Below are 24,620 nucleotides of genomic sequence, written 5' to 3' on the forward strand. Positions count from 1 at the left end.
ACGAGGCGGGACAGTTACCGCATCAGCCGCAGCAACAACCGCAGCCGCTGCCGCAACAGAAACCGCAACGCCAGCAGCATCCGTCTCAGCAGCAAGGGCCGCAGCAATGAAAAATATATCGATGCCCTTTTCATGCCCTTGGCGACAGGCAGAAATCGGCCGACCGTGTTGAAAAAGTCGGCTTCGGTTTCCACTAGTGTTTACACATCAGGCCATGAAGAACCCCGAACCGTAAGCCTGGCTCAGAAGGAATCATATGCGGGATACCAAATACCTTGAACGCCGCCAGCATGAGCACCAGGCCGCCGGGCAAGGCGCTCAGGCGATGGGTTGGCAAACCCGCTAATTTGAGTCGTTTCACATGCCCCGCTTCCAGCAGACGCAATGACAGACGCAACAGACCGCCGTAGGTGATACCGCTTTGGCCGTAGTCGTTCAATCCATTGGCCTTGAGCACTTTGGCCAGCATCCTTGCGGTACCTGAAGAACCGATAGTCTGCTGCCAACCGAGTGCGCGATAACGACGTGCAACTTTCTCAAACTGTAGAGTGGCCACCCGCTCAGCCTCGAGGAGCGCTTGAGCCGTGATATCACCGCCCTGAAAGTAACGTGCACCAAAGGTGCCGCTGCCGATGGCAATACTCTCGGTCAACAGGGGGTGAGCACCCTGCCCCAGAATCAATTCAGTTGAACCACCGCCGATGTCCACGACCAGTCGCATACTCTCGGTACCCGGTATCGTGTGGGCAACCCCGGCGTACACCAGTTGGGCCTCTTCATGCCCGGAGATGACATCAATACGAAAACCTAAATGCCGCTCCGCACTGCCCAGAAACAATTGAGCATTATCAGCTTCGCGGACGGCACTGGTCGCCACCGCACGTACACGACCGGCCTCAAAGCCGCGTAACTTTTTGCCAAATCGCGCGAGTGCCTGCCATCCCCGATCCAGCGCCAATTCGTTCAGCGACCCGCCCTGAAATCCCTCCGCCAAGCGGACAGGCTCACGCAGGGTTTTCACCTCTTGGATAACGAATTGCTGGTTCCGTTTGACCGACTGGCCAATCATCATGCGGAACGCATTGGAACCCAGGTCAATGGCCGCAAACAGGGAGGCGTCTCCTTTCATACGGGTATTCCTCGCAAATTCATCAGCCATCAGGCGGAGCACTGCTGAGCGCTCAAGACGGTTTGCGAGGATCTTGCCATCGGTTCGATGACGCCAAGATGACACCCACTCTCCATTTTCAATGCAACAGGCACCAGACCAACCTGTCTGGACGCCCCAGACCTCCCGGCACACCCGCCCTGACGCCGCCTAGCCACCTCCGAAAGGCTGGGTTGTCTGGATGGACGCAGGGTGCATCAAATTTCGCAGCCATGCAGAAGCCGAAGCGTTCGTAAAAAGACCGGAAGATCGTGTAGTCGCAGAAGACAACCCGCCATGTGCTAACGTTCGCGCGTCGTCACTTTGAAGTCATACGCCGATGTCTATTGCAGATAATCTCCTCGCCTTTACCTTCGCAGCCACTCTGCTAACGCTGACGCCCGGCCTCGATACCGCTCTGGTTTTGAGAACCGCAACGGTGGAAGGTAAGCAACAGGCGTTTCGCGCTGCGCTGGGTATCAATGCTGGCTGCTTACTGTGGGGCGCCGCTGTCGCCTTTGGCCTGGGTGCTCTGATTGCGGTATCGGAGCTGGCGTACAGTCTGTTGAAATACTGCGGCGCCGCTTATCTGGCATGGCTCGGATTGAACATGTTGCTGCGCCCGCGTAGCTCACTGTCGCCCGTCGAAGATGACGGCAAGCCAAATGCAAACTGGTTCCTGAAGGGCATGATGGGGAACGTCCTCAATCCCAAAATCGGCATTTTCTACGTCTCTTTTCTCCCTCAATTTATCCCCCACGGGCACAGCCTGGTTGCCTGGACATTTGGTTTGGTCAGCATTCACGTGGTGCTGGGTTTGATGTGGTCTTCGACGTTGATTGGCGCGACCCAATCCCTTGCCGGCGTTCTGCGGCGTGAGAAAGTGATCAAGTGGATGGATCACACCACAGGCATGGTCTTTGTGCTGTTCGCAGCTGGTCTGGCCTTTAGCAAGCGCTGATGGCGACATCCCCACCTGGCCGTGATTAACCTCCAGGCTGATTGCAGCCTTTCTCGATAGGCAGCGATCGGCCGATTCTGTTGAAAAAGTCGGATTTTCAGCTGGCCCGAACGCAGGCACGACTACCATCGGAGAACCTACTCACCACATTGAGTGGTTTCTCGGCCCTTCGTTGACCTTTGCTGCTCGGTTATTGGGTTGGTTTGAGGTTTTTTGCTTAGTGCAGACGCACCTATCCCGGGACCGGTGGCCCTTGAGAGGTAAATTTGGCCAGCCGTCGCAGGTTCTGCACCGCAGCGGCCAGCGTGAACTCATCGGTAGCACCACTCATGCCACGTAGCCGCAGGCGATCCAATTTCAGGATGCGCTTGAGGTGGGCAAACAACATTTCGACCTTTTTACGTTCGTGGCGAGAGCGCTGATATGCCGGCGTTGCTGCAATGCGCCGCGCCACATCGCGCGCGGCTTCATGGACGCTGCGAGCGATCTTGCGGAACGCAGTGTTCGGGCAGCACTTGGCTTTCATCGGACAGGCAACGCAGTCGGTCTGCCGGGATCGGAAGATGATGGTGTTGGCCTTGGTGACGTGTGAACGCTCGTTCTTGAAGGCTCGCCATTCGCTGCGCAATGCGTTGCCGGCCGGGCAGCGGTATTCCTCGACCTCTTCATTCCAGTGGAAATCGTTGCTCGAAAAACTGTCGTTCTTGCGCTCGGTTTTGTCCCACACCGGCACGTGAGGTTCGATGTCTTTTTCCTCCACCATCCAGGCCAACATCGGCGCTGTACCGTACGCGGTATCGCCGATGAGGCGTTCCGGTTTGATGTCGAACTGCGCTTCAACGTGCTCGATCATCGTCTTGGTGCTCTCGACTTCGGCCGTTCGATGAGCGGGTGTAGGCTCCACATCCACGATTACGCCGTGCTCGGTATTGATCAGATAATTCGTGGAGTAAGCGTAGAACGCTGGGCCGCCTGGAGCAGCGGTCCAGCGAGCCTGAGGATCAGTCAGTGATAAACGCTTCGGTAGCGTTTCGGCCAAAGCCTCTTCATCGAGGGCTTCAAGGTACTCACGCACGGCGCGGGTGCTCAGGGCCGGATCGCTCCAGTTGACCTGTTCATCACCCGGTACGCCGCGCTGCCGACTCGCATCCGCTTTGATGATGCTGGCGTCCACGGCGAAGCCTTCGCCCTTGACCAACCCCGCGTCCATGCAGCGGCGCAGCACCTCATTGAACAACCAGCGAAACAGATCGCTGTCCCGAAAACGGCCGTGTCGATTCTTGGAAAAGGTCGAGTGATTAGGGACTTCATCTTCAAGGCTCAACCGGCAGAACCAGCGATACGCCAGGTTCAGATGGGTTTCTTCGCACAGCCGCCGTTCTGAGCGAATGCCGTAGCAATAGCCCACGATCAGCATGCGGATCATCAGCTCAGGATCAATCGAAGGACGCCCAATTGGGCTGTAGAAGTCGGCTAGGTAATGGCGCAGGTCGTTCAGATCGAGACACCGATCAATGCTGCGCAGAAGGTGATTGGCGGGGATGTGATCTTCGAGGTTGAACGAGTAAAACAGTCGATCCTGCCCACTCGATAACTGTCCCATCATGCTGTGTGCTTCCCTGCTGGCCAATGCAGAGATTTTGCCGCAGGCCAGACAGGGGAGCTACTTTTTCGACAGAATCGGTCGTTTTCTGCCCATCGCGAAAAGTAGAAAACAACCCGTAGGGGGCACGACAGAAGCCCGTCGGCCAAAAGCAGCCAGTCGCTCTAGCCTACGATATCGGCAACTACCTGTTCGCCAGCAGAAAAAGCAGCCCCTTCAATGTGGTAGACCCTCGGTTCTTCCGAAAAATATTCCTCCAGGCCCATCATGAATATCCGATGGTCTTCACTCTCTTCGAAGCCCGGCGTGTGATCTTCAAGTGAAGCCCAGCGCACTATCAGGTTGAACTGCTCGGGGCTTTCAATCCCTTGCGCGAGCAAGTGGCCGCCGTAACCCTTTGCACGGGTGAGCAGGGGAGCGACCTCGGCAAATGCACGTCTGAAACTTTGAATGCGTTCTTTGTGGACGGGGAGCAGAGCGATTTCATAAATCATGGCGTTCCTCTCATATGACTTGAACGGTTAAAAGTACGCACTTACGACATGAGCGATGGCTCGACTGCAATCGCGATTTTTCCTTGAATGCCGTTGTTGGGGCTTTCCAGCCGGGCATGGGCGAGCGCCGTGTCGGCTAGCGAATAGACAGCGCCAACGTGTGGCCGCAGCTGACCGCGCTCTACCAATGCGCTCAGCTCATCAAGTTTGCCCCGGTTCTGTCTGGTGAAAACGAAGTGATAACTCGCGTTCTTGCCCCAGGCCTGAACAAGGTTCTGCGGCTGGGCAATGTCCACAATCGAGACCACGCGGCCGAGTTGAGCGAGCACGTCGGGGCTGCGCGACAACGTGTTGCCGCCGATGGTGTCGAACACCACATCGACTCCGCGGCCATCCGTTTCCCGATTGACGACGTCGACGTAATCCTCCTTTTCGTAGTCGATGACCACATCGGCCCCCATGCCTCGTGCGAACTCGAAGTGTGCTTCGCGCACGGTCGTGAAGACCCGCGCTCCAATGGCCTTAGCCACCTGGATCGCGATATGACCTACGCCTCCCGCACCGCCGTGGATCAGGATGCTTTCTCCCACTCTGAGCGCTGCACGCCCGGTCAGTGCTTCCCAAACCGTCCCGCCAACCAGGGTCAGACTTGCCGCTTCGAGATGGCTCAGCGATCGCGGCTTCTTCCCGATAATGCTTTCGGCCGCAACGTGGTATTCGGCATAACTGCCTGGCCCTTCAAATATCTGCGGGGTGTACCAGACTTCGTCTCCCGGAGCGAAGGACGTCACCCCCGGCCCGACTTCCTCGACAACCCCCGAAACGTCGTGTCCGGTAATGGCCGGTAGTTGCACCAGGTCGGAATAGTCGCCACGTCGAACCTGATAATCCAAGGGGTTGATGGAGGTTGCGTGTACCCGCACCAGGACTTGTCCCGCACCCGGTACCGGTTTGGGCACGTCGCAGAGTTCGAACGATTCCGGGCCGCCAAATGACTTAAGCATCAACGCTTTCATTGTGAATCCTCGTATCGATAAAAAGGGATATCGAGATATCTCAATATCATGCGGTAAAAAAATTAGAGATCTGTCCCTATGATCTCGGCAAGCGCACTGATAGTGGCTTCATTGCGCTTGTAGTAGGTCCACTGACCAATGCGCCTGACCTCGACCAGGCCCACTCGTTGCAGTGTCGTAAGATAACCAGACACCGTTGACTGCGATAGCCCGATGCCTTCTTGAATACTACTTACGCAGACCCCCACCGTCAGAACGTCTCCTTCATCCTGCGGAGGGAAGTTCTTAACGGGGTCCTTCAGGCCTTTCAGGATTTCAAGGCGTGTAGGGTTGGAGAGGGCTTTGAATATTTCGAGTAATTCCATGAGCTGAGGATATCGAGATTTATCGATATGTCAATACGAGAGTCTAAAGAGGAGGGAATTAGGCAAGGTAATGATTGTCCCCAGGGTTTTTTGGCGATCGGTTGAAGGTGTCGGCCGCCGATCCGACTGACCGCTATTGCCAATAGCAGTCAGTCGACTGTCTTGACTGAGATGGATAAGCTGGCGTGTTTTCACGTGCAGGGTTGGGTGCATGACAGAGGTATACCAAGGAAGCTGCCTATGTGCAGCAGTCAGTTACGAGCTACTCACGCCACCAAAAGCAGTGAGTCATTGTCATTGCAGCCAGTGTCGCAAAGGTCACGGGGCAGCATTCGCTTCGTACGGCAGCGTTCCCCGCAACGCGCTACGGATACTTGGTGGCGCCACCAGCATCAAAACCTATACGTCCTCAGCGACGGTGTTACGCGAGTTCTGCGCGCACTGTGGTTCGACGTTGTTCTGGTCACGATTTCAAGGCGAATTTGCCGACTGGGTTTCGATAGCACTGGGCACGCTCGACACGCCCTTCTTGCCTCAAAAGCAAAAACACCTTCATGTCGACTCCGCAGTCGATTGGTACACGCCATCCAAATGTTGTCCCCAGGTCGACTGACTGCTTCAGGTCGCGAGCGGCCCTCCACTACCGGCGGCTTTCGCTCCGAAGTGGTCATCGAACCTTGCGGCATCCATTTTGCCCTCCTGCTGACTCTTTCAATCCCACCTTCAAGGACCGAATTTGTGATCGCATCCCCCGCCAAACTCCTCTTCCTGCCCGGAGCCTCAGGTAACACCCAATTTTGGTGCCCGGTTGCTGAGCGCCTGGCCCACCCGGCGCAGCAGGTCCATATCGGCTGGCCCGGCTTTGGAGACACTCCGCCCTTGCCCAGCGTGACCGGTATGGATGATCTGGTGACTCGCGTGCTGGCCGAAATCGACCGGCCCACAGCGCTGGTGGCGCAATCCATGGGCGGCATAGTCGCGGTGCTTGCAGCGCTTGAACGCCCTGAGTTGATCACGCACCTGACGCTGACCGTCACCTCTGGCGGGGTAGATATGTCTGCTCTGGACGCGCATGACTGGCGCCCGGATTTTGCTGCCGACAACCCGACACTGCCGAGGTGGTTTCTCGACGACCGCACCGACCTCACGCTCCGGCTGGTCGAGTTGCGCATGCCAGTCCTGCTCCTCTGGGGGGATTCCGATCCGATCAGCCCCGTTAGCGTCGGCCAGCGCCTTGCTCAACTGTTACCCCGCGCGGAACTACACGTTTTCCCTGGCGCCGATCACAGTCTGGGCTTTACTCACGCGGCCGAGGTGGCGAGCTTGATCGAGAAACATCTGGCTTGCTGGTGAGCGGAGCACTTGTTGCCAACGCGTCGGACTGATTGTGCCGCCCCGTGCGTTTCAAGACATCTCGGATAGCGGACAAAAGCGGACGTTCGATCCATGCCTGCTTTCAGCCAAAAAAGAGAAGCAGGCCTTCTCCCGCAGGCCCGTATTGCTCAAGTTCCCGGCTCACCAGCCGACAGTCTTCGTTCCCACTTCACGGATGATTTTAATGTCCCGCTCTCTTTTTTTCGGCATTGCTTTGCTCGCCGTCGGCGCCGCCTGCACTGCCCAAGCCCAGACCGCCACCACGCCCGAACAACTGCTGACCGAATTCTCTCGTTGCGATGCGCATTTCTTCGAGAGCCTGCGCGATGCCCGCCTGCCAGCAGGTACCTTGCGCCTGAGTGACTACGGCTCGGTCAAGGCACCGACCATCATGAGTCCGCTGCAGGAAGGTGGCACTTACCAACACTTCGAAACGCCCCTGATCGTTAACGGCGTGCGTATGGTCGGTTATTACAACCAGGCCGAAACCATCAAGAACGTCGGCAATTTTCTGTTCTGGGGTTTCGTAGCCGATGGCTTGCCGCAAGAGGTGGCCGCAAAACTCAAGCCGCTGATCGTCGACAACGCACGCTTTGTCAGTCAGGGCAAAGCCATTACCCGCGCCGAAATTCGCCGCATCGGTGACCCGATCGGTCAATGGCGCACCGAAGGACTGACCGGCCCCGGCGTCGCCACGCCATTTGGTTTCGTAGACCGCGTGCTGATCGTCGACACGGGCGACACGACACCGCCGCTCGCGGGACACACCACCGTGTTCTGCTCGCTACAAGGCACCGTGACCGCGCCGCTCTTGCAGGTCTATCGCCCTGACCTCAACGCTCATCTGCTCGACTGACAAGGATGCTTATCATGAATACTCGCTGGCCCGCACTGATCGCCTGCTCCGTCATCTTCACAGGTTGTGCAGGGATGCAGAACCCGCAAAAAGCCAACCTTGTCCACTGCACTAATCAGTTTAAAGCGTCCAAAGCCGAAAACTACTCTCTGGCGCTGCAGGAAGGTGATCTATGCCTGCAGAAAAATACGCTGCCCGCCTCGCTGAAAAGTTTGATTTACGCGGTGCAGGCCGACGCCTACAGCAACCTCAAGCACTTTCCCGATGCCGTGGCCGCCAAGGAAAAATCCATGCAACTGGCGGTCAAGCCTGATCCGCGCGCCAACCTGGACTTGAGCGCCATGTATCGCGACGCTGGCAACCCGAAAAAAGCCCTTGAACTCGTGCAGTACAACCTTGACAACGGGATGGGAGAAGCCGGAAAGGGTTCCGGCTTCCACATGCCGACCTACTATCATCTGGGCCTAGCGCTGACAGACCTGGGTCAGTACCGAGAGGCCGCTGAAGCATTCAGCACCGGCCTTCAGCGCCAGCCGGACTATGCCTGGGCCTATTACGCGCGCGCGATCGCGTACGACCATTTGGGAAACAAGGACGACGCCAAGGCCGACTTCATGAAGTTCTCGCAGATCGCCAACAAGAAGTACGTGCTGGAGGAGCACAAGGCCAAGCTCGCCGAGTACAGGATTTCCATGCCGTAGCAGGAGAGCCGGCTTAGTGACGAATGCGGTGGGTCAGCGAGCGCGGAGTGACTGCTTGCGTCGCATCTCAGATGGGTGAACGATCACCTCTGCTTCCCCCCCCGGGCGACGAAAAAAACCAAATGTGTCGGGGCCTCTTATAGCCCCGACGTCACTAAATCTACAGACTCGATCGCTACTCATGGCAGCTTTCTGTATCAATCCTAACGCGAGGGAACGACTGCTACTGACCGATTTATGCCCATCGCGAAGGTCAGATAACGGCCAGGAGCTGCCGTTGAGCGTCTACGAAACCAACAGTGACTCACAACTTTGCACCATGGCGATGCAGGAGCGAAATGTGCTTTTGCGTTTTCATATCGAAGCCAATACGCCAGAATGCGTTCAACGCCTGCCATCAGATCAGCGAGTGCTGACACTTGTGGGGCTGAGCCGATAGCCAGCAAGGAACGCACATGAATTTCTTCAAGAAACTTCTCGTCTCATTGAAAACTCCTTTGACCCAAGACGTCCAACCTACACCGCAACCCCTCGAATTGCGCGAGCCTGTTACTCCCGGCAGCTTGACTGAGTCTGAAGTGGTAAATCAGGCAGCCCGACAAGCTAGCGAAGCGTGCCTGGATCGTCATTGGGGATCCGTCGGCACAGTCGAGCGGGATGTTCTTTCCTATATCATTAGTCCGAGCTTTTCGGTTGGCCCTTACTGGCCCTCGACCCGTCAGGCTTACCGAGTGGTTCGCCGTGGCGACTCAGTTATCATCGCCACCGAAGGCCTGTCAGATCCATTCGATGACGCTGAAGGGATGGGCAATGGTTTCGAGATGGAGTTGTTCATAGAAACAGCAGATATACCCGAGCACGCCCGTGGCCCCTTGGGTGAGGTCGATCCTTTCAAGCGCAGTTGGGCATTCGAGCTGGTGGAACACGTTGCCAAAACGGTGGCAGATGCTGGAGGAATCACCCACCGTCTCGAGCAGTACGGTGCGCTATCTCTTGAAATTCCCGGGTTCAGCCTGTCGCACCACATGAGTGATCAACTCCCCAGACTCTTCGTGACCGATGACGACTCTACCGGCGTCTTGCTGGGAGCCCCTGAACCGGATTTCCCTACCCAACTGGATGACATGCCTTTATCCCCGGTCAGATTGGTTCCAGTGGTATTGATCACAGCGTCGGAGCTTGAATACGTCCGTTCTGGCGGGCGAGAGGCACGCGAGGATCTGGTGGTCCGTTTGAAGGCTGCGGGCGTCGGACATATGAGCAGCCTTCATCGTGCTAGCGTTGTGTGACACCGGGCGGCTCTCAACCGGTAGCTGACCGAGGCGAACGGCTGTTTTAAGTCTAATGTCAGCTTTGGTTTTTTTGCCAGTCGCGACCGGCTGAAAGCAGCCCTTCGGATGACAGTCACCGCTGAAAATGAACGGCTTTACTCGAACGAAAGACCAAGCAGCTCGCTGCCACCAGCACCCATGCCGCAACCCCGCCATAGAGCATCACCCAGCCAAACCCATGCGCCAACGCTGCGTTGGCGACATCGACCGCAATCGTGGTTCCCCGGCCAGTCTGCGCCAACACGGTAGAGTTGCCGGCTGAAATATTTTCCGCCAGCAACCTCAGTTGAACATCATCGGACAAGCCAGATAACTGGTTGCGTAGAGAAGACAAAATACCTTCCACCAAGATGAATCCCATCAGCGCGATATTGATTGCAAGGCTGATCATACGAGCGCTGATATCGATGCCCGATGCCATGCCGGCGCGCTCATTAGGCACCGATCCGGTGGTGGTATTGGTAACAGGTGTATTGGTCAGCCCCAGCCCGATCCCGGCGATCAGGCAGCCCGGAAGCATCGTCAGCCAGCTGGCATGCGCGACACTGCTGCCCCATTTCATCAGCAAGAATCCCAAACCTATGGTGAACAAGCCTGCGGGAATCACCACGTCAGGTCGATAGCGAAGCGCCAGCCGCTCGCTCAACGGGGGGACAACCAGCGTCGGCAGCGTATAGGCCAGCAGTGCCAGACCAGTGCCCACACTGGCGTAGCCCAGGCCATTTTGAAAGTACAGAGGCAGGTAGATCATGAATGGCCAGAAGCTGAAGTTCATGGCCGCCGCCCCCAGCAATGCACCCGAGAAGCGGCGAATGCGGAACACTGAAAAGTCGAACATCGGATCGACATTGCGTCGCTGTGCGACGACAAAGACGATGAAGCTGACCATTGCCACAACCAGACTGGCGATCGCCGAGCCACTGGAGAACCCCACCCCCGCTCCCTGAGTGATGAACCAGGAAAGGCCCAGCACCGCCAGCGACAGTGAAATAATACCCAACACATCAAGCCGGCGACGCTGCGGATCGCGTGATTCATCGACACCGGCGATCACCAGCACCAGCGCGAGCACAGCAATTGGCGCATGCACCAGGAACACCCATTCCCAACTCGACAACGCTACGATAGCTGCGCCAATAATCGGACCGAACCCCAAACCGATGCCAAACACGATCCCCCACGCACTGAAAGCTTTGCCGCGCGCAGCTCCCGACTGGAATCGGTGAGACAGCACTGCCACCTGACAGATCAGCATGGCACCACCGGACATACCTTGCAGGCATCGACTGGCGATCAACACACCGGGGCTGGGCGCCCATCCACAGCCCAGAGAGGTAATGCCGAAAAGCACCAGGCTAATGACAAACACTCGCTTGCGCCCATACCGATCCGCCAGTATGCCGGTGGCCATTAGTACCGTGGTGCAGGCGATGGTGTAGGCATTCATGATCCACTGCATATCTTTGAAATCGCTGCCCAGAACCGATTCAAGAGTGGGCAGGATTGCCGGCACGCTCGAGATCTCCAGGCCGAACATCAACGAGGCCAAACAAACGGCGGCTAGTGTGAAAACATCTTTTTGCGAAGAAGTGAACGGCATCATGATCTTCCAGATCAAGTTGATGGGTGCTGGCAAGACCACCCCGAACGCCATCAGGGAAGAGACGCGATAGTCTTGCCAGGGTCACCTGGCACAAGTCCAGGTGACCGGGCGCATTCTGGAAGCAATTAAAAAATGACAGAAATGATTTAATTTCGTAAGTTTTATTAATATCTATCATGAGTCGACTTAATGGACTTCGACCCAACTCTGTTGCGTGCCTTTGTTGCGATCAAGGAGGCCGGTAGTTTCACTCGTGCCGCAGAGCGGCTGCACCTGAGCCAGTCGGCGATCAGTCATCAGATCCGGCGTTTGGAAGAACAAGCCGGTACCACGCTACTGATGCGCACCACCCGACGTTTGACGCTTACAGAAGATGGCGAAGATTTTCTGCGCCATGCCGAAAACGTCCTCAGAGCGCAAAACGCCCTCTCCCGGCGTTTCAAAAAATCATCGGTATCCGGGGCTGTGCGCTTCGGTGTGCCAGAAAACTTTATCGGCGATGGTCTACCGCCGTTGCTGACTCGGTTCGCCAGACAATTTCCCGCAGTACGCCTGGATGTAACCGTCGGCACCTACCTCGATCTGCGCGCGCTGGTCGATGTCGATGGGCTCGATCTGGCCGTGATCCTGACATTGCCGGGAAGTCAGGCCGACGGTACCGTGCTGCGTGAAACCCGGTTTGTGTGGGCGGCGGCGCAGAGTTTCGACTTCACCGGCGATGCCCCTTTGCCGCTGGCGTTTGCACCAGCGCCCTGCTTGCACCGCCATGTGGCCGTAGAGGCATTGGAGCATTCCACTGTAGATTGGAGAGTCGCCTTTACCTCCCCCAGTCAACAAGGACTGCGAGCGGCAGTATTGGCAGGGCTTGCCGTCACCGCTCTACCGCTGGGTGATCTGGAGCCTGGTATGGTGGTGATTGACGGTCAGCATGGCCTGCCACCGCTGCTGGCTGCAGATTTCAGACTGATTTGGAGTGTCACAGGAAAGACACCTGCGGCCGACGCATTTGGGCACCTGCTGGTGGAGATGTCTGAGTCGTCATCGATCTAGAACCAGCTGACTCGATTGGCATTACAGTGATAAGCATCTGATAAGGAGACAGACTTAATTATCTGCCATCAGCCTCGACGCTTGATGCGCGCCGCAACACTGACACTGCCCTGCTCGGCGGCGATGAAATACTCCAACTGGCGGAAGGTGAAGCCGATCATCGCAATGCCCCCTCTCGGATACTTGAACCAACAGCTGCGCCGCTACCCCGCCAGAGCCGGGTTCAACGCCGCTGGCGTACGCCAGGGTATATCGGCCCAGGCACCGCCGCCGGGCGCCAGCAACTGGTGCAGATGCTGCTCGTGGAACGCTTCGCCCAGCGAGTCGACGCGAAACGCCGCAACCCACTGCTCCCGCCCCAGCTTATAGGCTTTGCCGAAATCTTCCCAACCGTCGAAACAGTCCTGCGCCCGCTGCGCATTGAGCAGCAGCACACGCCAGGCGAGATCGGGCTCGAGCCAACGCATCAGCAGCGCACAACGGACCAGAAACGCCACCCGCGCGCAGGCAAAGGCCATGGCCGCACGCGGCTCATCGCCGGCCGTCAGCGCCTGCAGGTCGAGGCTGTACCATTGCTGTTCGAGGGTCGCACTGAAGTGCGCCCGCACCGCCTCGTCATTGCTATTGCTGCGTACCCCCGCCTGGTGCAGCAACGCTGCGCGCATGATCGTCTGCGCTTGCTCGGTGAAGTGATCACACGCCGGCGAGTAGAAGCCCTCGACTTCCATCGCATCGACCATGGGCCTGGCCAGCAGTAGCGACCAGTGCTTGCGCTGGCTGAACAATGGCGTGGCGCCGCGTGGTCTGAATGCTCGCCACAGCAACCAGGCTGAAACAACAACTGCGATAAACAAAAACATGCCGTTCTCCTTACCTTGCCCGGGCCTGCCAGGCCTGGATTTCCTCGGCCTGGGGCGAGGTCATGTCAGGCCACGGCACACCTTCGGTCAGGTACAGCGGGTCATTAGGCTGACGCTCAATGCGTTTACTGAAAATATGCCGGGTGGCGTACTTGACCGACACCGCTTGCGGGGCAACCTGCAAGAACTGCTGCGGCTGACGCCCGGCCACCAGCCATTCGACCATGGCCGAAGGCGCATCGAGGCGCTCGTACAGTTGCGGATAACGGGCCACCAGACGAGTCTGGGCGGTCGGGTCGCTGACCTCTTCGATGCGCAGCCAGCCGGCTTCGGTGCGCACGATGCCGATGGCGATGCAGTCGGCGGGCGTCTGCTGGTCGGTGCCCAGGGCATTCAGGCACTGCAGCAGGTCCTGGTAATAGCGCTCGACCGGCGGCCGGTTCTGCTTGCCCTTGACCTGCTCGACGGTCAAGGTGCCGTCGGCCTGGACGATCAGGCTGATGGTGATGTGTGGCTGGCCCTGGCCATCGCGAAAACTGAACACGCGCATGCGCCGCTGCTCCACCGCTTCGGCATAGCGCTCGCCGTAGCCGCCGGTCAAGGCGCGGCGATCGGCGAATTGGCCCAGGCAGTGGCGCATCACGTAGCTTTCAAAGGCCATTTCCGCGCGCAGCAAAGAACTCTCGGGGCGCAGCTCCTGCAATACGTGCTCAGCGGTGGTCACCCGCGTGAGCAAGGCCTCGGTCTGGCTCTGGCGCCAGCCCTGCTCGACCCGCGCAGTCATCTGCACGTGTTCCTTTTGCCACAGCGCCAGCGCCTGCGGGCAGTTGATACGGTCGAGCTTGCCGGCCAGCGCCGTGCCCTGACGCGAGGTCAGGAACTCCACCAGCAAGGCCTCCTGGGCCAGCAGTGGCGCCTGCTGCGGATCGACCCAGACCAGCGGCGCAAGCGCCTGCTGCGAATCTTTGCCGGCGTCGCTTAAATGCCTGGCCACCCATGACGGCGGCTCGGTTCCCAGTGCCTCGACAGCCTGCTCCAGGGTCAGGATCCGCCGCGCAGGCTCGAAGTTGCCGACCAGATGACGGTAGAAATGGTTGAGCAACCATTTGCCCACCTCTGGCGCATCACCGCGGGCCTTGCTGCGCTCGGCAATGCCGCGCTTGAGTTGATCGGCATTGAGTGCGTTGCGCGGGGCGTAACCGGATTGTCGCAGCTCTGGTGTCACTTCCATATCTGCCACCAGGCCTTGCCGGCCGGTTTTTCCGAAGCCTGCAGCTCGGCGATGCTCTGGCGGAAGATTTCATTGTTGCTCTGGTCAACGTCGTTGTTCGGATCACTGCGCAGGATGGAACGCTGGTAATAGGCCAGGGCCTCTTCCTTGCGCCCGAGGCCCTTGAGCACATCGCCGGCGCAGCCCAGCAGGGAGGATTCGTCGCGTTCGTTGATATGCGGCGCGTAACGCAGCCACAGGCTGGTGGCCGCCTCCGGCAGGCTGTACGACAGGTACATGGCAACTTTTATCCGTGCGAACAGCGGCGAGTACTTCAGCTCCTTGTCGCTGATTCCGCGCTCTTCCTGCCATTTGAGAATACGCTCCAGCCAGATCAGAATCTCGCGTTCGCGGTCCAGGCGGTACAGGGCGCGGGCGACGTCCTGCAGGTATTCTTCCGGGTCGTGGCGGCTGTAGCCATAGTCGGCTGCGTAGTGCCAGAGCTGTTCGGCGGCTTCGGCGATGCCCGGGTTATCCTCCAGCAGAATGCGGTTTTGGAGGATGCCCTGATAATGTTCTGCGAACGAGCTGGCGGCGATACCGCGGGTATGCAACTCAAGGGCCTGTTCATACATGCGCTGGTCGTTGTAGCAGCGGTAGTTGATCGCCAGGTTGTTGCACAGCATCGAATACAGGTGCGCGCAGGCATCGAAGCGGTGCCCGCGGCCGCTGGCGAAGCATTGCTCCATACGGACCTGGCCGTGTTCATAGGCAACTTTTTGTACTTCGCGCAGCAGCGACCAGGCCCGATCTGTCTCCTCGCTCGAGAGCTTCTCGACTTGCGCTTCGACCAGGTCTTCGATGGCGTTCGCAAACTGGTAGTAGTACATGCCACTGGCCATTGGCGGCAAGGGTTGGCGCAGGGCATCGATAATGCCGAACACACTGGCATGGGCGCTGACCAGGCTGTAGGCGCTGCGGTTGTCCTGCATATCGCCGGCCGGGACGGCCTCGCGCAGCATCGTCAGTTCGGTGTTGACGTCGATGCGCCCGGCCTGGCGTTCACGCACCACCATCAGGCGGCTGATCCACGGGTGGTTCGGCGCGCGGCGCCGAGCTTCTGCAAGGGCCTGGGCGAAGACGTTGTCGATTTGCTCAAGGTCATCGCGCGCAGCATGCAGTGCATCGAGCAGCGGGCCCTGGGACGGCGTCGACTCGTCACGCCACGGCAGGCCGGAAATGAACCGCTCCAGCACCGCTTGATCGTCACAGGCACGCATCACGCACAACGGCCACCACGCGGACTGGTCCTCGGCATCGAGCAGGCGATCGTGTACCCAGTAGGCCGTGCCCGGCCACATTTCGTCGCGCACTTCATAGATTTCCATGAACGCACGTTGCCCGGCCTCGTCGATCTGGCCGTTCTCAAGCAGCCAGGGCAAATGGAAATCAACGAAGTTGTCACCGCCGCCGGACTCCAGGCTCAGGGTCGCCACTTCACAGATTTTCAATGCGCCGGCCAGGTCGCCCTGGGCCTTCAGTGAACGGGCGGCCAGACGCGCCAGGCGTACTTCCCATTCCCGGCGCCGGGGCAGCGACAATTCGGCGATCAACCGCACCACCGGTTGCTCGAACATCGCCAGGCGCAACGGCACGATTTCGATCAGCGCATCACCCAGCCACAGCCAGTCGTTACCGTCGACATCCTGATCTTCGCCGGCGTTGCGCAACGCGGCAATTGCCGCCAGCGCGGCTTCGCGAGCCTCTTCGTCACGTTCATGGGCGGCCAGCACCCGGGCCCGGCGCCGGTGTTGATCGGCATCGTCCCAGGCCCGCAGGGCGTGACGGCCGGGGTTGATCAGGGCCAGGGTGCGACGCACCTCGATAACCTTGAGGGCGACGTCGAGGGTGGTGTGCTGCAGATCGTCGAAAATGCGGTAGCGCCGGTACTGCTCGATGTCGAACGTCAGCGGCTCGTTGGTCAATTGCTGCAGGGTGTCGAGCACCTGCAGCAGGCCCTGCTCGTCTTTGAGGTAGTTGCCCAGCCGCAGTTGACAGATCAGCAGATTGACCTTGAGTTCATTGCGCGCGTCGTCAGGCGTAGCCTCGATCAGTGCCTGGCCGTCGTCGGCCAGTACCGCCTTGGCCGCATCAGCGTCACCGGCGTTGACCCACAGCACGTGCAGACGGTCGATCGACTCCAGCGAGGCCGCCTTGAGCGGCTGGGCGCGCAGCTGGCCCAGCAGGTAGTCGGCACCGTGTTCCTGATGCTCGACCTCAAGACGGTCCATGAATTGATCCAGCTGGATACCGGACAGCACGGTGCTGTTTTGCGTCATTGTGAACTCCATTTGCGAATGACTGTGCATCGCCCGATGCGTCCTGCGCAGCGCCTTTGAGTGGGGCAGCGCGTATCCGCGTGCGTCTGCCTTGGACTGGCAACGATGACGAAAGGGATCGGGCAATACAGCGAGGTGCTGCACGCTACCAGTTGGCATTTGAAAATCCAAGAGCGTGCGGGGGGCGGAGTCAGTGATTAACGTGCAAACAGCGGATCGACACTGTGAATCGCCCCTGGATTGGCAGGCACCTTCGAAGGGCTGCTTCTGGCTGTGGATTCAACCGGTGGTGGCAGGCAGAAATCGGCCAGAGGCGGTCATTTCGACGATGCAGTACGATGCTCGCCCACCGATAGATCATTAGGGCTAACCCATGCAGTTCCATGGCTTTGCGTTCGGACATATCGAGGTTGAGATTCACGACCGTGCGTACGATCTGCATAACTTCTACCAAGCCAGCGCCATCAATTACGACATCGTGGATCGGTCGCTTGTGCTTAGTTTTACTCGACGGACTGAAGCTTGGGTGCCGATCGAAGAAGCAAACAAGATTACTATCAGCTTCCATGAGGTCGACTACTTTTCAGCGAGTGGCCGGGACGAAAACCCAGTTGACGAAGGCGGTGGTGTTATTCATTCGATTGGAGCGGTGGAGTCCTACGCCGAGACACAAGCCTTCTACCTCACGGATAACATCCAACCAGATCATCACCTTGTCATGTGCTTCGAGTCTGGTTTGATATTACGAGTACAGGCCGCTGAAGCACGGTGCGAAATCGTTTTCTGAGCGGTATAAAACTATGGTCCAAGACGTCTGTTTTGAGTCGTTTGCTGCCCTTCGTGACAGGCAGCAACCGGCCCATAGTGTGTAAAAACAGATCAGCCAACGGCACTCAACCAAGGATCTCGTTGCTGGATCTGCTAAAAGTTTCCCTGACTGAAGCTGGCGTTTTTAAGTGGCCCCGGCCGAAGGTAGACTTGAAAAATCGTTTAGTCGAACTCCACATCTGATGCGAGTTCCGGATACTCAATCTTCATGTCTGCAAGGCATTTTTGCATGAGCTTCGCATCCCTCGGCAAACGTCTGGATAAAGTATCCCACCCTGAAATTTTCAGTTGCGCGGGCATTTGCACAAGTCCTGTAATTGCGTCCCAGAAAGCATCCCAATTACAGCCGTACCAGCCGGGGAATCCGAGCGCAACCCTCAAGGTGGAATGGAGTTCATCGGAACTCGCCACCCCACTTAAGTCAATCTTTACAACCTGTAAGCGGGTCATCGTCAGCACCTCAAAAATTGTTCACCGGTGAGAGGGGTAACTGAAGTCTGCTTCTGCCATGGAGCCTATACCTCCGCGCACCTTTGCTATGATTTCCGAGGGAGTAACTCAGGGATCGTCAATGAAGCGCTTCATCCAAGGCGAACATCGCGGCCAAAGCACCTTGCTTCCCGAGAGCCTTGACGACTACGTCAGCGATACCAATGCGGTGCGCGTAGTTGACGTTTTCGTCGATGAACTCAACCTGGTCAAGCTGGGTTTTGACGGTGTCATACCGGCAGATATGGGCCGGCCAGCTTATCATCCCGCGATCCTGCTGAAGATTTACATCTACGGCTATCTCAACCGCATTCAATCGAGCAGGCGCCTTGAGCGAGAGACGCAGCGCAATGTCGAATTGATGTGGCTGACCGGGCGATTGACGCCGGATTTCAAGACCATCGCCAACTTCCGAAAAGACAACAGCAAGGCCATCCGAGGAGCCTGCCGTCAGTTCGTCGTACTCTGTCAGCAGCTAGGATTGTTCGGAGAAAATCTGGTTGCCATCGACGGCAGTAAATTCAAGGCCGTCAACAATCGTGACCGCAACTTCACCAGCGCCAAACTGAAGCGGCGAATGGAAGAAATTGAATCGAGCATCAACCGTTACCTAGCGGCACTCGATGCTGCCGATCGGCAAGAACCCACATCCTCTGAGCCAAAAACAGCGCGGTTGGAAGAGAAGATAGCCAAGCTGAAGACGCAAATGAAGGAGCTTCAAGCGATCGAAATCCAGCTCAATGAATCGCCGGATAAACAGGCCTCACTGACCGATCCAGACAGCCGCTCCATGATGACGCGCGGCACAGAAATCGTCGGCTACAACGTGCAGACAGCGGTCGATACTCAGCACCATTTGATCGTTGCGCACGAGGTGACCAACGTCGGTTCCGACCGCGACCAACTCAGATCAATGGCTAGGCAGGCCCGCGAGGCGATAGCGTCAGATACGTTGTCGGTAGTGGCTGACCGAGGTTACTTCAAAAGCGAACAAATCCTGGCTTATCACGATGCAGGCATCACCGCCTACGTGCCCAAGCCGATGACCTCTGGAGCCAAGGCTGACGGGCGTTTCAATAACGATGCCTTCGTCTATGACGCGGCAAAAAATGAATACATTTGCCCGGCTGGAGAGGCGCTGATCTGGCACTATTCCTACGTTGAAAAAGGCCTGAAGTTGCACCGTTACTGGAGTTCGAAATGCCAGGGCTGCGCGCTGAAAGCTCAGTGCACGCCGAGCACGGAGCGACGAATTCGACGCTGGGAACATGAAGCCATACTGGAGGAAATGCAGCTTCGACTGAGCAAGTCCCCGGAGATGATGCGAGTCCGAAAACGGACGGTTGAGCATCCCTTCGGGACGCTCAAACAACGGATGGGTACGACGCACTTCCTGACGCGGAAGCTGGCCGGGGTGAGTGCGGAGATGAGCTTGAATGTGCTCGCCTACAACCTGAAACGGGTCATGAAAATCATCGGTGCCAACGGTTTGATGAAAGCGCTGCTGGCCTAAAAAAGGCTGATTTTTGCTCATCCCAAAGACGGTAAAAACGGTAAAAACGGCGTTGACGTGTTCCAGGTCGCGACTGATGCGACACGCAGCATTTGCCTTGTGATCGTTCCGCCAAGAATGTTAATGATCCAAGATGATGAAGCTATGAGCGTTTTTACACACTCAGGGCCGGTAGTGGCCTGTCATGAAGCGTTGCCATCGGCAGAAGCTGCTGGGCGACTTCCCTTAAATAAGCACTAACTAAGGTGGACATCGCAATGAAGAGCTGGATAGCCAATACGAAAATTAATGCACTATTAGAGGCTAACTCTCAAAAACTTGATGGCGTGAAGGTTAGACGGACCCTTATAGAGTACTGCTGCAGGTATCAAGCGATTTATCCTTTTGAAACTCTGGAAGAGCCACTTGAGTTTTTGACAAATGACGTAAATCCGGGTTGTAAATATAGGGAGATGCGAGCACTGCTTAGGATTGCTGCTGAAGAATACTGCTTTAGTTTAAACGAGATAGCTGATGCTCTTCTTGAGCTGATAGACACGCGAGCCCTTACTACGGACCAAGCAAAGAAAATTATCAACCACGTTTTCGAAGCATTTTCCTGCAATGAAAGCCCTGAAGATTTCATCCCAAGAGAGGATGCTTACTTGTGTAAAAATCTATTTGCGATTACCTCCAGCTAGTAAATGGTTCAAACCGCTCGCCTTGCTCACTAGGACGGGCCCGATTGGCAGTGACTAGATACTCGTTTCTGGCCAGTTTTAGGCCCTTGGTGACCGTCCGCTTCTGGCCGTACAGCGGACGCATAGAAGGCCTCTACACATCATCAATACGAGTGACGTCATGCCAAAACCCACGAGTTACCTATTTGCTTATGTTCGCAAAGTGAGCGAGGGCCGGCCAGATGTAACCGCTATCGTACTGTTTGGTTTACAGGCGGAAGGCGGTGATCCGGTATATCTGGAAATTCGCTTTCGGGATTATGAAAAAATGCAGATTGAAGGTGATCACTTGATGCTCGGATTAGAAGAAGCATTGGAAAGCGCCGAATTGGAGTATGGAATTTTGCCCAATGATTGGCGAGCAATGAGCGAAGCGGAGATTCAGCGGATTCCATTCAGCGTCGGCGGAACGAGCAGTTAGCGAGTTGTCCGATTTTGACCGATAACAGCCAGACATAGGATTCAGCTCCCTGATTTTTTCCGACCAACAAGCTTACGTGCCCTATGACGGCGAGACTGGGACAACGTTTTGTCCTCGGCGCAATGCGCCAAGAGCGCAGTCAGCTCAACGTCTATAGGAAAACCATCCTCAAGCCATTTAAGCGCCAGCCCCGACCAATATTCGGAATGCGACGTCAAGGCTGTGATCACCAGCGGCTGCAACACTATATCGGCAGGCAGTGTATATTTTTCGCTAAGGGCTCTTACCGCATCTGGCAAATCGAGTGCAGCTGTTTCGAAAGGTTTCTCAAGCAGTGGCAACAACCAGACATAGCTGAATTCTTCGTTCATCTTCTCCCCCCCGATTGTAATGGCGACGTTCCGTATTCCAAGAGGCAGCTCTCGACCCAAAGTGGTCTTTATTTATCGTCCGTTTTTAGCCGTCTTCCACCTGTCACCAAGAGCAAAAATCGACCCGCAGAAAACAGTCAACACCCATGGACGTGTTAGCTGGGTACGCCGAAAAAACTGCTAAAAAAGGCTAAAAATTTATTTTTCGTCGGGTTGAGAATCCAGGCGTCCATGGCCGTGGTAATTCATGAAGTCCCGCATGGTCGGTGAAAGCTTTTCTTGTGAAGCAATCCGCCAGAACTTTCTTTCCCCCAGAACCGGCCGTAACCGTTTGATTAGTTCCTGCGCCGTATTGTGATTGCCAGTACGCAACCAGTACCTGAATATGTACTCGTTTTCCTGCCTCGGTAGCTGTGCCGCTTGGAGTAGTTTGAGCGAGTATCGGTAGTTCAGTCGCCATAGTCGCTTTAGAAAATCGAGTCTCTCAGCGATTGGAAGACTCAATAGCCATTGCCTCACATGCCTATCCGTCTGAGCAATACCAGATCGCGATGCCACTTGCTCCGGGGTGAAACGAGAGTCGTCCATGGTGTACAAGGCCGAATGGTCTAAGGAAAGATCTCATTCTGTCCTAAGCACAGGAGTAACGGGCAGCTTTATTTCACGTCAATGTCTGCTCTTGCCGATGACAGTCAGGCAGAAATCGGCCAGAAGCAGTCATCTACCCCATCGACTTACTTCACGCAATCACTCTCGCATACACCGAGCGGTCCACATTCCCACCGGACAGAATCACCCCCACCCTTCTTCCAGCCATTGCTTCACGCTCCTGAATCAGCGCAGCAAGGGCCGCCGCACCCGCCCCTTCAGCAAGATTGTGGGTATCGGTGTAATACACGCACATGGCCTCGGCAATCTGCGCCTCACTGACCGATACGATTCGCTGCGCACCTTGCGCGTAGATGGCAAAGGCTTCCGGAATTGGCTTACGCACGGCAAGGCCGTCAGCAAAGGTATTCGCCGAAGCGGTTTCGCATATGGCTCCTGTGTCAAACGACAACTTTGCGGCCTCGGCATTAGTGGAAACCACGCCCACCACCCGGGTGTTCAGGCCAAGCGCGTCGCGGGCGGCGATCACCCCACAAATCCCCGAGCCACAGCCAATCGGCACGTAGACCGTATCCAGATCCGGCGCAGCCTTGAACAGCTCCAGCGCGTAAGTGGCCACGCCTTTGACCAACTCGGCATGGAACGGTGGAACCAGATAGAGGCCATGCGCTTGCGCCAGGCGCGCGGCCTCTTCACGGGCTTCATCGAAATCGCGGCCACACTCGACCACTTCACCGCCAAAGGCGCGCATGGCATTGTTCTTTTCTACCGAGTTACCCTCCGGCACTACAATCAGCGCCCTCAAACCCAGCGCGCTGGCTGCCAGCGCCAGGCTCTGGCCATGGTTGCCGCGAGTGGCGGAGACAATACCCTTGATGCCCGGGTGCTCGCGCTTTAGCCAGTGCATGAAAGTAATGCCGCCACGCACCTTGAAAGCACCTGTCGGTGTGTGGTTTTCGTGCTTGACCCAAACGGTGCAACCCAAGCGCTCGGCCAATAAGGGCCAAGGGTATTGAGCGGTAGCGGGCATGACCTGGTACACGTGGTGAGCAGCGTGTTCGATATCGTCGCGAGTCAGTCTGAGCATGAGTCGTCTCCCTGAGGTTTTGCCCAGTCTAGATACGGGCGCATCACGCAGGCTTTCAAAAAACTGACCTGACTTTTGTGCCCCCGCTTCACTACTATGGTGTTCATGAACCATCGAAGCCGCCTTCAGCCAACGCCCCGCCCCGAACCGGTCCGTCGAGTCGAGGCAGGGCCATGGGCGATTGAATTGTTACCCGGCGCCGCCTACGCGACCCGGTATGTAGCGCCCCAGGCAGCGATTGGCTTTGCCTTCGACAGCCAGCGCGGCCTTCACGCCATTGGCAGCGACCGAGTGCTGCCCTTCGATGCCATGCCCAACGGTCTGGCGTTCGTCCCCGCCGGCTGTGACGTGCTGTCCGAGTCCCCCATGGGCGGTGAATACCTGCGGGTAATGCGCACTGACGGTAATGCGTTGGTCGGGGATAGTGCATTCAACAATCGCATTGATCAGCAGGCCATTACCCTCGCCCTGCGAATGCGCGGCGCGTTGTTGCACGCCTCCGTGGACGACGATTGGGAGGCCTGGGCACTCGCATTGGCTGAACGGGCGACGGGCGATCAAACATTTTCGGCCCCACCCCAAGGCTCTATCACCGGCAGCCGGATGCGTCTGCTCGATGAGTTCATCGACGCTGGCCTCGACGGGCCGCTGGGCATACCGGCAATGGCGGGCTTACTTGGATTGTCCGAAGGCTACTTCATGCGGGCATTCAAGAACGCGACGGGCAAGAGCCCGCACAGTTACCTGATCGACCGACGCCTTGCCAAGGCCCGCGCACTGATACGCGATTCGACAGCAAGCCTGGCAGAGATCGCCCACACCTGCGGTTTTAACTCCCAGGCGCACATGGCAACCACGTTCAGGCAACGCCTTGGAGTAAGTCCGGTACAGCTGCGTGGATATGTGAGGTCGTTAGTGCAGGTGTCGGGCAAATATCAGCCAAAAGCAGCCATTGGAATATCCTCCCGGCCATGAGACAAAGACCGGGAGCCCTGCGAACCACCTACCCAATCAAGGAGAGTTGCACATCATGGACGAAGCCATTACTTACCGAACTGCAACGGTAGAAGACGCACTTAGCATGTGTGAGTTGGGACAATTGCTTAACGCGGTGCACCACGCTGCCCGTCCCGATATTTACGCGGCTGCCACCCAAGACTTTTCGCGCGACCTTCCTCACTGGTCAGGCCTTTTCGAGAAACCGGGTCAGGTTGTATTCATCGCGAATGTCGGTCACCAGACCGCAGCCTTCATTACTGCCAGCCTGTCGGCAAGTTCTGGGCCGCTGATGCAACCGCTGAATGTTGTTCGCATCGGATCGGTATGTGTTGCCGAGCAATTTTGGGGGAAAGGTATTGGACGCAGGCTTATTCAACTCGTTAAAAACTGGGCAATCGAACATGACGCTCAGGACTTGAGGTTGTCTGTCTGGCCGTTCAATGCACGTGCTGCTCGCATGTACACAGAGTTCGGGTTTGAGACTCGTGCTTTCGAGATGGGAATGCGTCTGTAAAGGCGATCACCCTAAAGATGAAAAGAGGTTCAAGGGACCTCTGCGGGGTCATTCGTGACTGACAGCCAATAGCGGTCATTCATTCTTGAACACCAAAAATCGATAGGACTGAATATGAGCGAGCTACCGAAGTCCGGCACGGGCCATGATGATGTAACAC

25 protein-coding genes are annotated in these 24,620 nt (G+C 57.1%); 13 read left to right on the forward strand and 12 right to left on the reverse strand.

The window, feature by feature from the left end; all coding sequences use genetic code 11:
- Nucleotides 1-193 precede the first annotated feature (193 nt).
- Nucleotides 194-1,129 carry a Ppx/GppA phosphatase family protein gene (locus AC3WK5_RS15320; protein WP_103315939.1) on the reverse strand — a complete coding sequence of 312 codons (936 nt, stop codon included), beginning with the start codon at nucleotides 1,127-1,129 and terminating at the stop codon, nucleotides 194-196.
- A 358-nt stretch (nucleotides 1,130-1,487) separates the two neighbouring features.
- On the opposite strand from AC3WK5_RS15320, the gene AC3WK5_RS15325 reads away from it, so the two are divergent.
- Entirely contained in the window at nucleotides 1,488-2,108 is a 621-nt protein-coding gene (locus AC3WK5_RS15325; protein ID WP_103315940.1) for a LysE family translocator, read from the forward strand.
- A 232-nt stretch (nucleotides 2,109-2,340) separates the two neighbouring features.
- On the opposite strand, the gene AC3WK5_RS15330 is transcribed toward AC3WK5_RS15325, so the two are convergent.
- The 4 genes from AC3WK5_RS15330 to AC3WK5_RS15345 form a co-directional block, all read right to left on the reverse strand.
- Nucleotides 2,341-3,714 carry a transposase gene (locus tag AC3WK5_RS15330; protein ID WP_103315941.1) on the reverse strand — a complete coding sequence of 458 codons (1,374 nt, stop codon included), beginning with the start codon at nucleotides 3,712-3,714 and terminating at the stop codon, nucleotides 2,341-2,343.
- Between the two features lie 161 nt (nucleotides 3,715-3,875).
- Nucleotides 3,876-4,205, reverse strand: coding sequence for an antibiotic biosynthesis monooxygenase family protein (locus tag AC3WK5_RS15335; RefSeq protein WP_103315942.1), 330 nt, complete (start codon nucleotides 4,203-4,205; stop codon nucleotides 3,876-3,878).
- A 41-nt stretch (nucleotides 4,206-4,246) separates the two neighbouring features.
- The gene (locus AC3WK5_RS15340) at nucleotides 4,247-5,221 is read right to left on the reverse strand and encodes a zinc-dependent alcohol dehydrogenase family protein (protein WP_103315943.1); all 975 of its coding nucleotides are present in this window, start codon (nucleotides 5,219-5,221) and stop codon (nucleotides 4,247-4,249) included.
- A gap of 62 nt (nucleotides 5,222-5,283) precedes the next feature.
- Entirely contained in the window at nucleotides 5,284-5,586 is a 303-nt protein-coding gene (locus AC3WK5_RS15345) for an ArsR/SmtB family transcription factor (RefSeq protein WP_103315944.1), read from the reverse strand.
- A gap of 211 nt (nucleotides 5,587-5,797) precedes the next feature.
- Between AC3WK5_RS15345 and AC3WK5_RS15350 the strand changes: the two genes are divergently transcribed.
- The 5 genes from AC3WK5_RS15350 to AC3WK5_RS15370 all read left to right on the forward strand — a co-directional run bounded on the left by AC3WK5_RS15350 (nucleotide 5,798) and on the right by AC3WK5_RS15370 (nucleotide 9,806).
- The gene (locus tag AC3WK5_RS15350; protein ID WP_103315945.1) at nucleotides 5,798-6,199 is read left to right on the forward strand and encodes a GFA family protein; all 402 of its coding nucleotides are present in this window, start codon (nucleotides 5,798-5,800) and stop codon (nucleotides 6,197-6,199) included.
- 125 nt (nucleotides 6,200-6,324) lie between these two features.
- On the forward strand, nucleotides 6,325-6,939 hold the full coding sequence (locus AC3WK5_RS15355; protein ID WP_103315946.1) for an alpha/beta fold hydrolase: 615 nt from the start codon (nucleotides 6,325-6,327) through the stop codon (nucleotides 6,937-6,939).
- A 205-nt stretch (nucleotides 6,940-7,144) separates the two neighbouring features.
- Nucleotides 7,145-7,816 (forward strand): hypothetical protein, encoded by a 672-nt coding sequence (locus AC3WK5_RS15360; protein WP_103315947.1) that lies wholly within the window; start codon nucleotides 7,145-7,147, stop codon nucleotides 7,814-7,816.
- Nucleotides 7,817-7,830: 14 nt separating this feature from the next.
- Nucleotides 7,831-8,517, forward strand: coding sequence for a tetratricopeptide repeat protein (locus AC3WK5_RS15365; RefSeq protein ID WP_177474804.1), 687 nt, complete (start codon nucleotides 7,831-7,833; stop codon nucleotides 8,515-8,517).
- A 455-nt stretch (nucleotides 8,518-8,972) separates the two neighbouring features.
- Entirely contained in the window at nucleotides 8,973-9,806 is an 834-nt protein-coding gene (locus AC3WK5_RS15370; RefSeq protein ID WP_103315949.1) for a suppressor of fused domain protein, read from the forward strand.
- Nucleotides 9,807-9,921: 115 nt separating this feature from the next.
- Here AC3WK5_RS15370 and AC3WK5_RS15375 read toward each other — a convergent pair whose 3' ends face one another.
- Nucleotides 9,922-11,448 (reverse strand): MFS transporter, encoded by a 1,527-nt coding sequence (locus AC3WK5_RS15375; protein ID WP_103316068.1) that lies wholly within the window; start codon nucleotides 11,446-11,448, stop codon nucleotides 9,922-9,924.
- Nucleotides 11,449-11,640: 192 nt separating this feature from the next.
- Here AC3WK5_RS15375 and AC3WK5_RS15380 point away from each other — a divergent pair, with 192 nt between their 5' ends.
- Nucleotides 11,641-12,501 carry a LysR family transcriptional regulator gene (locus tag AC3WK5_RS15380; protein WP_103315950.1) on the forward strand — a complete coding sequence of 287 codons (861 nt, stop codon included), beginning with the start codon at nucleotides 11,641-11,643 and terminating at the stop codon, nucleotides 12,499-12,501.
- Between the two features lie 203 nt (nucleotides 12,502-12,704).
- Here AC3WK5_RS15380 and AC3WK5_RS15385 read toward each other — a convergent pair whose 3' ends face one another.
- Genes AC3WK5_RS15385 through AC3WK5_RS15395 form a run of 3 tightly spaced genes read right to left on the reverse strand, consistent with a single transcriptional unit; the run spans nucleotide 12,705 to nucleotide 16,910 of the window.
- Entirely contained in the window at nucleotides 12,705-13,361 is a 657-nt protein-coding gene (locus AC3WK5_RS15385) for a DUF1266 domain-containing protein (protein WP_103315951.1), read from the reverse strand.
- A 10-nt stretch (nucleotides 13,362-13,371) separates the two neighbouring features.
- A complete protein-coding gene (locus AC3WK5_RS15390; RefSeq protein ID WP_103315952.1) occupies nucleotides 13,372-14,592 on the reverse strand; it encodes a hypothetical protein in 1,221 nt (406 codons plus the stop codon).
- Complete coding sequence (locus tag AC3WK5_RS15395) at nucleotides 14,583-16,910, reverse strand: hypothetical protein (protein ID WP_103315953.1); 2,328 nt, start codon at nucleotides 16,908-16,910, stop codon at nucleotides 14,583-14,585. Before AC3WK5_RS15395 ends, AC3WK5_RS15390 begins: the two co-directional genes overlap by 10 nt.
- A gap of 373 nt (nucleotides 16,911-17,283) precedes the next feature.
- Between AC3WK5_RS15395 and AC3WK5_RS15400 the strand changes: the two genes are divergently transcribed.
- The gene (locus AC3WK5_RS15400; protein WP_103315954.1) at nucleotides 17,284-17,697 is read left to right on the forward strand and encodes a hypothetical protein; all 414 of its coding nucleotides are present in this window, start codon (nucleotides 17,284-17,286) and stop codon (nucleotides 17,695-17,697) included.
- A gap of 203 nt (nucleotides 17,698-17,900) precedes the next feature.
- Here AC3WK5_RS15400 and AC3WK5_RS15405 read toward each other — a convergent pair whose 3' ends face one another.
- Nucleotides 17,901-18,188, reverse strand: coding sequence for a barstar family protein (locus AC3WK5_RS15405; RefSeq protein ID WP_103315955.1), 288 nt, complete (start codon nucleotides 18,186-18,188; stop codon nucleotides 17,901-17,903).
- 121 nt (nucleotides 18,189-18,309) lie between these two features.
- On the opposite strand from AC3WK5_RS15405, the gene AC3WK5_RS15410 reads away from it, so the two are divergent.
- The 3 genes from AC3WK5_RS15410 (at nucleotide 18,310) to AC3WK5_RS15420 (ending at nucleotide 20,880) form a co-directional block, all read left to right on the forward strand.
- Nucleotides 18,310-19,740: an IS1182 family transposase gene (locus AC3WK5_RS15410; RefSeq protein WP_103315956.1), complete on the forward strand. Its 1,431-nt coding sequence runs from the start codon at nucleotides 18,310-18,312 to the stop codon at nucleotides 19,738-19,740.
- A 257-nt stretch (nucleotides 19,741-19,997) separates the two neighbouring features.
- Complete coding sequence (locus AC3WK5_RS15415; protein ID WP_103315957.1) at nucleotides 19,998-20,420, forward strand: hypothetical protein; 423 nt, start codon at nucleotides 19,998-20,000, stop codon at nucleotides 20,418-20,420.
- A 160-nt stretch (nucleotides 20,421-20,580) separates the two neighbouring features.
- A complete protein-coding gene (locus AC3WK5_RS15420) occupies nucleotides 20,581-20,880 on the forward strand; it encodes a hypothetical protein (RefSeq protein WP_103315958.1) in 300 nt (99 codons plus the stop codon).
- A gap of 41 nt (nucleotides 20,881-20,921) precedes the next feature.
- Here AC3WK5_RS15420 and AC3WK5_RS15425 read toward each other — a convergent pair whose 3' ends face one another.
- The gene (locus AC3WK5_RS15425; RefSeq protein ID WP_103315959.1) at nucleotides 20,922-21,251 is read right to left on the reverse strand and encodes a hypothetical protein; all 330 of its coding nucleotides are present in this window, start codon (nucleotides 21,249-21,251) and stop codon (nucleotides 20,922-20,924) included.
- 739 nt (nucleotides 21,252-21,990) lie between these two features.
- Nucleotides 21,991-22,947: a threonine dehydratase gene (locus tag AC3WK5_RS15430; RefSeq protein WP_103315961.1), complete on the reverse strand. Its 957-nt coding sequence runs from the start codon at nucleotides 22,945-22,947 to the stop codon at nucleotides 21,991-21,993.
- Between the two features lie 96 nt (nucleotides 22,948-23,043).
- On the opposite strand from AC3WK5_RS15430, the gene AC3WK5_RS15435 reads away from it, so the two are divergent.
- Both AC3WK5_RS15435 and AC3WK5_RS15440 read left to right on the forward strand, forming a co-directional pair.
- Entirely contained in the window at nucleotides 23,044-23,922 is an 879-nt protein-coding gene (locus AC3WK5_RS15435; protein WP_256585161.1) for a helix-turn-helix transcriptional regulator, read from the forward strand.
- A gap of 55 nt (nucleotides 23,923-23,977) precedes the next feature.
- Nucleotides 23,978-24,460 carry a GNAT family N-acetyltransferase gene (locus AC3WK5_RS15440; RefSeq protein ID WP_103315962.1) on the forward strand — a complete coding sequence of 161 codons (483 nt, stop codon included), beginning with the start codon at nucleotides 23,978-23,980 and terminating at the stop codon, nucleotides 24,458-24,460.
- The last annotated feature ends 160 nt before the right edge of the window (nucleotides 24,461-24,620 follow it).

It is taken from the genome of Pseudomonas sp. FW306-02-D09B, from assembly GCF_058782685.1.